The sequence below is a fragment of the Luteibacter sp. HAY1-4A genome, from assembly GCF_056755355.1.
The window spans coordinates 43,434-54,365 of record NZ_JBNDHZ010000032.1 but is presented as its reverse complement, the minus strand read 5'-3'; the positions used below and the strand labels follow the sequence as shown (position 1 = coordinate 54,365).

Here is a 10,932-nt window from a genome sequence, read left to right as displayed (position 1 = left end):
AGATGTGTATAAGAGACAGGGCAAGGGTGGTTCCCTTGCCAAGCGGCGCGGGTGCCTTGGCGGCCCTTCCTGACGTCACCCTATCTACAGATATCTTTCGTGACGGCCGAGCCTGTCTGTCCGCAGGTCTTCGGTCCGCCGGCTCAACAGACGGCCAGTCTGCCTTCGCCGACGGCCCTGTGACCTGCGAACAGACAGGCTCGGTGGTGGCGGCGATAATTAATCAGAGGGTCCCCCTGGCTTCCAGCCAGGCGAGGTACGGCGCATGGCCTTCCACGAGGGGCAATGCGACCACCTCGGGTACCTCGTAGGGATGGTTGGCGAGGACGAACGCTTCGACCTCCGGGAACGCCTCGCGGACCGTTTTCACGATCAGCAGGTCCTCGCCTTCGGTCACCACCTCGCCTTTCCAGCGGTAGGTGGACCGCATGCCCGGCAGGTGGTTCACGCAGGCGGCCAGTCCGGCCTCCACCAGGCCGCGCGCCAGGGAGGCTGCAGGTTCGCCTTGCGGGCAGGCAATAAGGACGGCGATGGGTTGGGACATGAGGGTATTTTGCACCGATGCCCTTGAACGAGTGTCGCGCGGCGCCATCTGTCGGTGATCGAAGGGGCCTTCCGGTTGGGAGGTTCCTTTGGCTAGAATTCTGGCACTCACCCTGGCCAAGTGCTAACAGGGTGTACTTATTTCCTTGTCTGTCAATTACATGGTTGGAGAAGTCATGAGCAAACTGCGCCCGCTGCACGATCGCGTCATCGTCAAGCGCCTCGAGGAAGAGCGTGTTTCGGCCGGTGGCATCGTCATCCCCGACAGCGCCACCGAGAAGCCGACCCGCGGCAAGGTCATCGCCGCCGGTACCGGCCTGCTGCTTGCCAGCGGTCAGCTCCGCCCGATGGGCGTGAAGGAAGGCGACGTGGTCCTGTTCGGCAAGTACGCCGGCCAGGAGATCAAGGTCGACGGCGAAGAGCTGGTCTTCCTGAAGGAAGACGACATCGTGGCGATCCTGGAAGGCTGAGCATCCGCTCGCTCCGGTCCCTACCGAACATCTCAAGCATTCAAATAAGGATTCACAGTCATGGCAGCTAAAGAAGTCCGCTTCGGCGAAGACGTGCGCGCTCGTATGCTGAAGGGTGTCAACACCCTCGCGAACGCCGTCAAGGTCACCCTGGGCCCGAAGGGCCGCAACGTCGTGCTCGAGAAGAGCTTCGGCGCCCCGACCGTCACCAAGGACGGCGTCTCGGTCGCGAAGGAAATCGAACTCGCCGACAAGTACGAGAACATCGGCGCGCAGATCGTGAAGGAAGCCGCCTCGAAGACGTCCGACGTTGCCGGTGACGGCACCACCACCGCGACCGTCCTCGCTCAGGCGTTCATCCAGGAAGGCCTCAAGGCCGTTGCCGCCGGCATCAACCCGATGGACCTGAAGCGCGGTATCGACCAGGCCGTCGCCGCCGCCGTCGGCGAGCTGAAGAACCTCTCTAATCCGACCGCCGACGACAAGGCCATTGCCCAGGTCGGCACCATCTCGGCCAACTCCGACGCCGACATCGGCGACATCATCGCGAACGCGATGAAGAAGGTGGGCAAGGAAGGCGTGATCACGGTCGAGGAAGGTTCGGGCCTCGAGAACGAACTCGACGTCGTCGAAGGCATGCAGTTCGATCGCGGCTACCTGTCGCCGTACTTCATCAACAACCAGCAGTCGCAGCAGGTCGAGCTGGATGACCCGTTCATCCTGATCCACGACAAGAAGATCTCGAACGTCCGCGAACTCCTGCCGGTGCTCGAGGCTGTCGCCAAGGCTGCCAAGCCGCTGCTGATCGTTGCCGAGGAAGTCGAGGGCGAAGCCCTGGCCACCCTCGTCGTCAACACGATCCGCGGCATCGTCAAGGTCGCCGCCGTCAAGGCGCCGGGCTTCGGTGACCGCCGCAAGGCCATCCTCGAAGACATCGCGCAGCTCACGGGCGGCACGGTCATCTCCGAGGAAGTGGGTCTGGCGCTCGACAAGGCCACGATCAACGATCTGGGCCGCGCCAAGCGCGTCGTGATCACCAAGGAAAACACCACGATCATCGACGGTGCCGGCGATGCCGAGGGCATCCAGTCGCGCATCAAGCAGATCAAGGCGCAGATCGAGGAAACCTCCTCCGACTACGACCGCGAGAAGCTGCAGGAGCGTGTTGCCAAGCTTGCCGGCGGCGTGGCCGTCATCAAGGTCGGCGCCGCGACGGAAGTCGAAATGAAGGAAAAGAAGGCTCGCGTCGAAGACGCCCTGCACGCCACGCGTGCGGCGGTCGAGGAAGGCGTGGTCCCGGGCGGCGGCGTGGCCCTGATCCGTTCGCTCAAGGCTCTCGACGGCCTGAAGGGCAAGAACCCGGACCAGGACCTCGGCATCGCCATCACCCGTCGTGCCCTGGAAGCCCCGCTGCGCGCCATCGTCGCCAACGCCGGCGAAGAGCCGTCGGTGGTGCTGAACAAGGTCAAGGAAGGCCAGGGCAACTTCGGCTACAACGCCGCGAACGGCGAGTTCGGCGACATGATCGCCTTCGGCATCCTGGACCCGACCAAGGTGACCCGTTCGGCCCTGCAGTTCGCCGCCTCGGTGGCCGGCTCGATCATCACGACCGAAGCGGCCGTGACCGAGCTGCCGAAGAAGGACGAAGGCCACTCGCACGGTGGTCCGGGCGGCATGGGTGGCATGGGCGGCATGGACTTCTAAGTCCTTCCGTTCCTAGCCATAGCGTTCGAACGAAGAGCCCGGCGAAAGCCGGGCTTTTTTTATTCCGATATCCGCCGCTACAGGCTCGGTTTCGCCATTGCGTTTTGCTTGTGCGCGTAGCGGCGGGGAGCCGTCGTGCGCCATTTTCGTCACTAAGTCCTCCTCCGGCCTTCGCCTCCGTGCGGAATCGTTCCGAAAACGGCACCCGACGGCTCCTCCCAACGACGCGGTGTCATGCGGGCATGGCTAAAAGCAGGCTTTGTAGGAGCCGCTATAGCGGCGAGAAGACCTCGCGACGACCTCGTGACAGGTTGGGCCTCCGGCTTCTTACTGTCCGGCGCCTGCTGCTGCGCTCTCTTCGGCGGAGCCCGGTTGGCGTGCGATCGCGCTCGCGTCGGGTACCGCGTACTGCGCCATCAGCGGATCGAGCTTCTTCTTCAGCCGCAGCATCGCGATGTTGCGCATCGAGACATCCGCATATGTCTGCACGGCGTCTTCCGGCGGCGTAGGCGCGTCGGGGGCGTGAGTGAGTGCGGCGAGCTTCGGTGCCACCACCTGGGTCAGGGCGAAGTAGGCGTCGTCGTGTACGCCCGCCTGTTCGAGCAGCTTGCCCGGAAGCATCCACGCGGCGACGTCTTCCCGCTCGGGCGGCGGGCCGTCGCCGTGCGCGTCGATGAGGATGTACGGCACCGTCTGGTTGAACATGCTGCCGCCGCCCGCGAAGCCCACCTTGTCGAAGGTCTCGGTGAGGGCCGGTAGGTGATCGCCGTAGAACAGCAGCAGCGTCGGGCGCTCGCGATGCTTCAGCAGGTCGGCGAGCCGGCCGAGTTCCGCGTCGGCGTGGCGCATGTGATAGACGTAATTGCGGAACTGGAGCTTCGCGTCGTCGCTGATGCCATCCGGTGCCGGAATCGCATCGCGTTCCTTCGCATCGATGTTGGCGGAGCTGTCGTACGGCCCGTGCGCTTCCATGCTGATGGCGAAGACGAAGCGCGGCGGCCCCGAATCGTGGAGCTGGCTCATGATTTCATCGGTCATGGCGCTGTCCGCCATGTACGCGCCGTCCTTCCGGTAATCCTTCGGGAAATCGGGCTGCGACACGAAACGGTCGAACCCAAGCGACTTGAAGGCACCCGTGCGGTTCCAGAACCCTGCATCGTTGCCGTGCACCGCGATGGTTTCGTACCCATGCGAACGGAGTGTGCGCACCATGCTCGGCACCACGCCGCTGTGCATCTGCAGGTAGGGGAACTGCATGTCCGGGAAATAGCGGAGCGAAAGACCGGTCAGCACTTCGAACTCGGTACGGATGGTGCCGCCGCCGAACGTCGGTACGTGCAAGCGGCCGCTGCTCGCGTGCTTCGCCAGGCGGTGGAGGTTCGGTGTGAAGTTCTCGCCTTCCAGGCCGCGGATGACGGAGGGATCGAAGAACGATTCGCTCTGCACGACCACGATGTCGGGCGTCTGCCGCTGGTTCGCGGCCGCAGAGTCCATGTGCTGGCGCAGGTCGCCGTCCGTATCGGCGATGAAGCGGCTGGCTTCCGCGGCATCGGGCTTCGATTTCTTTCCTGCGTTCTGCAGGCGGAACTGCATGATCGTGGTGACGACGCCGTTGTAATGTGCGTTGCCGGCCGCGGACCACGGCTGGAGGCCGAGACGATCCTTGTCGTACAGCGTGGACCACGCCGGCATGCCCGCCAGCAAGGTGCCGATCAAGGTGACGAGGGCGGCACCGGCGACCAGCCGCCGGCCACGTGTGCGGCGCGCGAACAGCGGCGGTTCGAAACGGGCGACGAGCACGACGATTGCGACGACCGCGAGGATGGCGAGATAGGGCAGCGGGTTCGAAGGCAGATAGCCGCCGAGGAGGTGCGCGCCGCCATTCTTCAGCTGGCCGACCATGCGGAAGTCGGCGGGAAGCAATGGCGAGCCGAGATTCTTCATCTTGATGTCGCTCACCACGAGCACGGCGCCCTGCGCCATGAAGGCGATGCCGAACGACAGCCAGGGGCGGCGGGTGAGCACCAGCAGGAGCCCGGCCAGCAGCAGGCCCGGGAAAGCGTTGGCGAGCAGGTGAAGCGGGCGCGACGACCATTCCAGGCTGGCCACGCCGGGATTACCGTCGAGGAAGCCGGTGTAAAGAACGAACGCGACGGCGAGGCACAGGAGCAACGCCACGCGGCCCGCGACATCTCGCCAATGGGTCGATTCAGCCGTCATCACATCCTCTTATCAACTGCGTCTTGCTGTCCGGACATAAGACTGTAACGCGACTGACATGAATAGGTTGTCCGGACGACGGTGCGGGTTCATGCGGGGTTTTGCGGCCCGAAAACCGCGGCATAGGTGCCGCGCGGGGCTTGAGGCACAATGCGTCGGATGACCCCATCCGTCCCAGCCCGGCGTGAGAGCGACCCGCTACGCACGCTCATCGACCAGCGCTACGCCGATCTCATGGCGGCCTGCCGCGCGGCCCGCATCCCGGTACATGACGACGCGGGCGTCGCGGAGCGCATCCGCCGCACCTTGCTCGCGTCGGACTTCGCCTTCGACATACTGCGACGGCAGCCCGAGCTCCTTTCGCCGGCCGGGCTCGAGCGCCTGCGTGCGAACACCGACGCCGCGACGCGCGGTGCCACGCTGGAACTGCCGGAGGACGAGGAGCGCTGCATGGCCGTGCTGCGCCGCTTCCGGCATGCCGAGGCCGTGCGCATCGTGTTTCGCGACGTCAACGGCCTGGACGAACTGGACGACACCCTGTCCTCGACCAGCGCGCTCTACGAGACGTTGCTGGAGGCGGCCCTGCGCTGGTCGGAAGCATCGCTGCACGCGCGATACGGGCAGCCCCGCGATGCTGCGGGCCAGGCCCAGCGCATGGTGATCCTGGGCTTCGGGAAGCTCGGCGGCAACGAGCTCAATTTTTCATCGGACATCGACCTCGTGCTCGCCTATGCCTCGGGCGGGGAGACGGACGGGGCGCGTCCGCTGGACAACGGCGAATACTTCGTGCGCGAGGCGAGACAGCTCGTGCGTCTGCTTGCCGAACCCACCGTGGATGGCATCTGCGCGCGCGTGGACTTGCGCCTGCGGCCGTTCGGCCAATCCGGGCGCCTGGCATTGCCCTTCTCGGCGATGGAGCAGTACTACCAGCGCGAAGGACGGGACTGGGAACGCTATGCGTGGATCAAGGCGCGCCCCGTCGCCGGCGACCGCGTGGCGGGGCGCGAGCTGCAGGACATGCTTCGACCCTTCGTCTACCGCCGTTACCTGGATTACACGGCCTTTGCGGGCCTGCGAGAAATGAAGGCACTGATCGACGCGGAAGTGGCCCGCAAGGATCTTGCCGGCAACCTGAAGCTCGGCCCGGGCGGCATCCGCGAGATCGAATTCATCGTGCAACTCACGCAGATGATCCGTGGCGGGCGCGACCCGGCGCTGCGCGTGCGTGGCCTGCTGCCCGCGCTGCGGGCTTGCGAAGCGCGAGGTTACATACCCGCTGCTCGCGCCAGGTCGTTGCGGGCGTCGTATGTCTTCCTGCGTCGTCTCGAGAACCGCGTGCAGATGCTGCGCGATGCACAGACGCACGACATCCCGGACGACGCGCTGTCGCGCGAGCGCCTCGCGCTCGGCATGGGCCATGCCAGCTGGGACGAACTGGCACTGGAACTGGCGAAACACCGCGACGCGGTCTCCGCCGAATTCGCGGCAGTGCTCATGCCGGATGCGGGCGACAAGGCATCCGTGCCGGTGGCCGACGTCGTCCTGTGGCAGGCGGCGCGCGACGAGACGCTGAGCGCCGCCATGATGGAAGCCGCGGGTTTCGTACCGGGCCAGGAAGTAGCCGACGAACTGGTCAAGCTTCCCCGGGCGGCGTCCGTGCGCTCGATGTCGGCGCGGTCGGCGGAACGGCTGCAGCGCCTGATGCCGCAGCTGATCGACGCGGCGCACGAGTCGGTGGCGCCTGCCGCGAGCCTCCTGCGCCTCCTGCGGCTCGTGCAGGCGGTGGCCCGCCGCTCGTCGTACCTCGCGTTGCTCGACGAGCAGCCGAACGCCCGCCGCCGCGTCGCCACCGTGTTCGCCGACAGTGCCTTCCTCGCGGAGCGAGTGATCGCGCAACCCCTCCTGCTCGACGATGTGCTGGACCCGCGCATCGACCAGCTTCCATTGAAGCGCGCCGACATTTCCGCCGAGATCGCGCGAACCCTCGGCGCGCTCGACGAGCGTGACGCGGAGCGGGAACTCGAGCGCATCAACGAATTTCGCTCCAGCATCGCCTTCCGTCTCGGGCTGGCGTTCAACGACGGTCGTGCCGACGCGACCGCGACGGCACGTCGCCTCGCGGGTCTTGCCGAGGCCGTGGTCGCCGCGATCCTCGCGCTCGCGACGCGCGAACTCACGGCGCAGCACGGCCGCCTTCCGGGCGAAGGCAGCGGCTTCGCCGTGCTCGGGTATGGCAGCCTCGGCGGAGAGGAGCTCGGTTTCGCCTCCGACCTCGACCTCGTCTTCGTCTACGACGGGAAACGCGCCAACGCGATGAGCGACGGACCGCGGCCGGTGGACGGCACGCGCTGGTACCAGCGCCTCGCGCAGCGCGTCATGCATTGGCTGAGCGCGCAGACGCACGCCGGAAGCCTCTACGACGTGGACACGCGCCTGCGTCCCGACGGTTCGAAGGGCCTGCTCGTGGCGAGCGTGGATGCCTTCGAGGCCTACCAGCGCGACCGCGCATGGACGTGGGAGCACCAGGCGTTGCTGCGCGCGCGACCGGTCGCGGGCGATCCCGCCATCGGCGACGCGCTCGCGGCGATCCGCCGCGACATCCTGGGCACGCCGCGCGACCCCGAGCGCGTGCGTGCCGAAGTCGGGGCGATGCGTGCACGCTGGCGCGGCGAACGCGACCGTTCGGATGCCGCGCGCATCGACCTGAAGCAGGGCAGGGGCGCGCTGATCGACATCGAGTTCATCCTGCAGGGGATGGTGCTCGCGCATGCATCGGCGCATCCCTCGATCCTGGACACACCTGCCAGCAGCGTGCTGATCGATGCGCTGCGCGACGTGGAACTGCTATCAGGACCGCAAGCCGACACCCTGCACGTCGCACACGCCGACCTGCTCCAGGCGGGCCTGGCCTGCACGCTCGACCTGCGTTCCCGCATCGCGGCGCGTACGCCGGCACTGGAGGCGCTTTGCGCGGGCGTGGAGCAGGTCGCCGGGGAACTCGGCTTCGACTTCGGTGCGCGCACCGAACCGGCGGCGCAAGGTGCCTGATCGCGCGGCGGGCGCTATGCTGTGCGGCCTTCACGGAAAGCCACCCCGATGAACCGAGTTCCGTTGCTGATCGACACCGACCCCGGCGTGGACGACGCGCTGGCCATCCTGATGGCGCACGAGCACGCGGACGTTGCCGCGCTGACCGTTGCCGCGGGCAATGTCGGCCTCGGTCATACCGTGCGTAACGCCCGCACCCTTGTCGAGCTGCTCGGGGCGCGCACGCCCGTCTATCCCGGTTGTCCGTCGCCCCTCGTGCGCGAACCGGACGAAGATGCGGCCTTCGTCCATGGCGCGGACGGTTTCGGCGATGTGGGCTTCGCCGAGCCCGCGCACCCGGCCGAGGCCGAACATGCGGTGCTGGCCCTGGTCCGGCTGACCCGCGAGCGCCCGGACGAGCTCACCCTCGTCGCGCTCGGCCCGCTCACCAACCTCGCCCTCGCCGTGCGCCTGGACCCCACCCTTCCGCAGCGCGTGAAGCGCCTGGTGATCATGGGGGGCGCCGTGACCGGCCATGGCAACACGGGCAAGGTGCCGGCGGAATTCAACATCGGTTTCGACCCCGAGGCCGCGCACGTGGTCTTCGAGGCGTTCCCGATGTTCGACCTGGTCGACTGGGAAGCCACGGTGCGCCATGCCTTCCCTGACGACATGTACGAACGCTGGGTCGCTTCCGGTGACCGTCGCGCCACCTTCTTCGAGAAGATCTTCGGCACGGCACGGCGCTTCAACGCCGAGCATGAACGCACGGGCTTCATCGCGGCCGATGCGCTGGCGATGGCCGTGGCCCTGGACCCGGCCATCGTGCAGAGGGCCGAGGCCCGGCACGTGGCCATCGAACTGGACGGCCGGCTCACCCGCGGCGCCACCGTGGTGGACTGGCATCGCCGGCTGGGAGGTCATGCCAATGCCCGGATCGTGCTCGAGGTGGACCAGGCCCGTTTCGGCGACCTGATAGCCCGGGCCCTGGGCGTTTCCTGATCCCCGGCCGCTGGCGGCGGGTTGCCAAGCGCTGGGCCGCTGGCTACAATGCCGCTCTTTTCACCCCGCTATTTCTCAGGTTCAAGCCATGAAAGAGAACATCCACCCGAACTACCACCCGGTGGTCTTCCAGGACCTCTCGTCCGACTTCGCGTTCCTTACGCGCTCGACCATGTCCAGCAAGGAAACCGTCAAGTGGGAAGACGGTAACGAATACCCGGTGATCAAGCTCGACATCAGCAGCCACTCGCACCCGTTCTACACGGGCAAGCAGAAGACGCTGGACGTCGGCGGCCGCGTCGACAAGTTCCGTCAGCGTTACGGCAAGAAGTAATACCGAGACATCCGCGCGCCGCCTGCGGGGTGGCGTTTCGCGAGGATCGAGGACACGGGGCGAGCCGAGGCTTGCCCCGTGTCTTTTTGCGTCCGGCGCACACGAACCTCTAACGGACGTTTGAACTACCTCTGTGCGATAATGGGGAACTTCGGCCGCACGCAGTGGCCGGTACGACGCCTTCCCCAGGGCGCCGTTTCCCAATATCCCTACGTCGTTTCGCCTGGCGGGACGGCGGGAACAGAGAGAAAGAGGAGCTCGCCGTGTCCGACGCCAAAACCGTCAAATTGGTCGATGAATCCAACAAGCCCGTGAGCGAACTGCCGGTCATCGGCGGCACGCTCGGCGCCGAGTGCGTCGACATCGGCACGCTGTACAAGGACACCGGCTACTTCACCTACGATCCGGGCTACGGCAGCACCGCCAGCACCAAGAGCGCCATCACCTACATCGACGGCGACAAGGGCGTGCTGCTGTATCGCGGCTACCCGATCGAACAGTTGGCCGAGAAGTCCACCTTCCTCGAAACCTCGTACCTGCTGCTCAATGGCGAACTGCCGAACAAGGCCGAGTTCGCGAAGTTCGAGCACGACATCACGCATCACTCGATGATGCACGAGAACCTGAAGTTCTTCCTGCGTGGCTTCAACCACGACGCGCACCCGATGGCCATGCTCGCCGGTTCCATCGCCTCGCTGTCGGCGTTCTACCACGACAAGCTCGACGTCGATAATCCGGAAGACCGCAAGCTCGCCGCCATCCGCCTCATCGCGAAGATGCCGACGATCTCGGCGGCCATCTATCGCCATTCGATCGGCTGGCCCACGCGCTATCCGCGCAACAACCTCGAGTACGTCACGCGCTTCCTGCACATGATGTTCGAGGTGCCGAGCGAGCCGCTGGAACTGAACCCGGTGGTCGCCAAGGCGCTCGACCTGCTCTTCATCCTGCACGCCGACCACGAACAGAACGCATCGACCTCCACGGTCCGCCTGGTCGGCTCGACCGGAGCCAACCCGTATGCCTCCATCGCCGCCGGCATCACCGCGCTGTGGGGTCCTGCCCACGGCGGCGCGAACGAGGCCGTGCTGAAGCAGCTCGAGGAAATCGGCTCGGCCGACAAGGTCGAGACCGCCGTCAAGCGCGCGAAGGACAAGAACGATTCGTTCCGCCTGATGGGCTTCGGCCATCGCGTGTACAAGAACTTCGATCCGCGCGCGAAGATCATCCGCGAGATGTGCCACAAGGTACTGAACGAGCTGGGCGTGAACGACCCGCTGCTCGACGTGGCCATGAAGCTGGAAGAAGCCGCGCTGAAGGACGACTACTTCGTCGAGCGCAAGCTGTACCCGAACGTCGATTTCTACTCGGGCATCATCTACAAGGCCCTGGGCATTCCCACCGAGATGTTCACCGTGATGTTCGCCATCGCGCGCACGTCCGGCTGGATCTCGCACTGGATCGAGCAGCACGAAACCCCGGGATCGCGCATCGGCCGTCCGCGCCAGATCTACACCGGCGCCGACGTTCGCGACTACGTTCCGGGCGACAAGCGCTAAGCGTTAAAACGTCAAATATCGTCATCGAGCCCCGCGAAAGCGGGGCTTTTTTTCATTGCCAGGTTACGGGCGT

8 protein-coding genes are annotated in these 10,932 nt (G+C 66.0%); 6 read left to right on the top strand and 2 right to left on the bottom strand.

Annotated elements, in window-relative coordinates:
* Positions 1 to 223: 223 nt before the first annotated feature.
* The gene (gene cutA, locus ACPYOD_RS12370; RefSeq protein WP_481302030.1) at positions 224 to 544 is read right to left on the bottom strand and encodes a divalent-cation tolerance protein CutA; all 321 of its coding nucleotides are present in this window, start codon (positions 542 to 544) and stop codon (positions 224 to 226) included.
* Between the two features lie 175 nt (positions 545 to 719).
* Here cutA and ACPYOD_RS12365 point away from each other — a divergent pair, with 175 nt between their 5' ends.
* Positions 720 to 1,013, top strand: coding sequence for a co-chaperone GroES (locus tag ACPYOD_RS12365; protein WP_029213271.1), 294 nt, complete (start codon positions 720 to 722; stop codon positions 1,011 to 1,013).
* Between the two features lie 60 nt (positions 1,014 to 1,073).
* The gene (groL, locus tag ACPYOD_RS12360) at positions 1,074 to 2,717 is read left to right on the top strand and encodes a chaperonin GroEL (protein ID WP_481302029.1); all 1,644 of its coding nucleotides are present in this window, start codon (positions 1,074 to 1,076) and stop codon (positions 2,715 to 2,717) included.
* Between the two features lie 327 nt (positions 2,718 to 3,044).
* Here groL and ACPYOD_RS12355 read toward each other — a convergent pair whose 3' ends face one another.
* Positions 3,045 to 4,937 (bottom strand): LTA synthase family protein, encoded by a 1,893-nt coding sequence (locus ACPYOD_RS12355; RefSeq protein ID WP_481302028.1) that lies wholly within the window; start codon positions 4,935 to 4,937, stop codon positions 3,045 to 3,047.
* A gap of 159 nt (positions 4,938 to 5,096) precedes the next feature.
* On the opposite strand from ACPYOD_RS12355, the gene glnE reads away from it, so the two are divergent.
* The 4 genes from glnE to ACPYOD_RS12335 all read left to right on the top strand — a co-directional run bounded on the left by glnE (position 5,097) and on the right by ACPYOD_RS12335 (position 10,859).
* Complete coding sequence (gene glnE / locus ACPYOD_RS12350; RefSeq protein ID WP_481302027.1) at positions 5,097 to 7,985, top strand: bifunctional [glutamate--ammonia ligase]-adenylyl-L-tyrosine phosphorylase/[glutamate--ammonia-ligase] adenylyltransferase; 2,889 nt, start codon at positions 5,097 to 5,099, stop codon at positions 7,983 to 7,985.
* A gap of 48 nt (positions 7,986 to 8,033) precedes the next feature.
* Positions 8,034 to 8,966: a nucleoside hydrolase gene (locus tag ACPYOD_RS12345; RefSeq protein WP_481302026.1), complete on the top strand. Its 933-nt coding sequence runs from the start codon at positions 8,034 to 8,036 to the stop codon at positions 8,964 to 8,966.
* A gap of 88 nt (positions 8,967 to 9,054) precedes the next feature.
* Complete coding sequence (locus ACPYOD_RS12340) at positions 9,055 to 9,300, top strand: type B 50S ribosomal protein L31 (RefSeq protein ID WP_481302025.1); 246 nt, start codon at positions 9,055 to 9,057, stop codon at positions 9,298 to 9,300.
* 263 nt (positions 9,301 to 9,563) lie between these two features.
* A complete protein-coding gene (locus ACPYOD_RS12335) occupies positions 9,564 to 10,859 on the top strand; it encodes a citrate synthase (RefSeq protein WP_481302024.1) in 1,296 nt (431 codons plus the stop codon).
* Positions 10,860 to 10,932 lie beyond the last annotated feature (73 nt).

Bases quoted from the DNA above. Each gene is read 5' to 3' on its own strand.
- cutA (WP_481302030.1), bottom strand. From the start codon at position 544: ATGTCCCAACCCATCGCCGTCCTTATTGCCTGCCCGCAAGGCGAACCT.
- ACPYOD_RS12345 (WP_481302026.1), top strand. From the start codon at position 8,034: ATGAACCGAGTTCCGTTGCTGATCGACACCGACCCCGGCGTGGACGAC.
- ACPYOD_RS12340 (WP_481302025.1), top strand. From the start codon at position 9,055: ATGAAAGAGAACATCCACCCGAACTACCACCCGGTGGTCTTCCAGGAC.
- ACPYOD_RS12365 (WP_029213271.1), top strand. From the start codon at position 720: ATGAGCAAACTGCGCCCGCTGCACGATCGCGTCATCGTCAAGCGCCTC.
- glnE (WP_481302027.1), top strand. From the start codon at position 5,097: ATGACCCCATCCGTCCCAGCCCGGCGTGAGAGCGACCCGCTACGCACG.
- groL (WP_481302029.1), top strand. From the start codon at position 1,074: ATGGCAGCTAAAGAAGTCCGCTTCGGCGAAGACGTGCGCGCTCGTATG.
- ACPYOD_RS12355 (WP_481302028.1), bottom strand. From the start codon at position 4,937: ATGACGGCTGAATCGACCCATTGGCGAGATGTCGCGGGCCGCGTGGCG.